We start from the raw sequence: 233 nt of genomic DNA, 5'->3' as shown, positions 1-233 counted from the left end.
GTTGTTCAGGATGTGTTTAAGCGAAGTGCCAAGACCTGGCATGAGAGAGCTGAGCATCCGCATTGGTGTGGGCTCAACCTCTATGGGGTCGATGGTGTCGTGTGGCGAACACCTGATAGTGAGCAAAACAATCAGGCTTTTGCCAAAACTGCCAACGCTTCTGGTGATGCTGCCTATCCTCAAATTCGCATGGTTTGCATGATGGAGTTAAGCAGTCACTTGGTATTGAACAG

At 49.4% G+C, this 233-nt stretch carries 1 pseudogene; it reads left to right on the top strand.

What is annotated here, in order from left to right:
- A pseudogene (locus tag ACMHXH_RS08085) lies at positions 1 to 233 on the top strand (IS4 family transposase); the annotation flags it as partial.

It is taken from the genome of Shewanella sp. BJSY2023SW001 (assembly GCF_047314685.1).
GTDB lineage: Bacteria > Pseudomonadota > Gammaproteobacteria > Enterobacterales > Shewanellaceae > Shewanella > Shewanella indica.
Note: the sequence above shows the minus strand (reverse complement) of the source record. Positions and strands in the feature narration are given on the sequence as shown.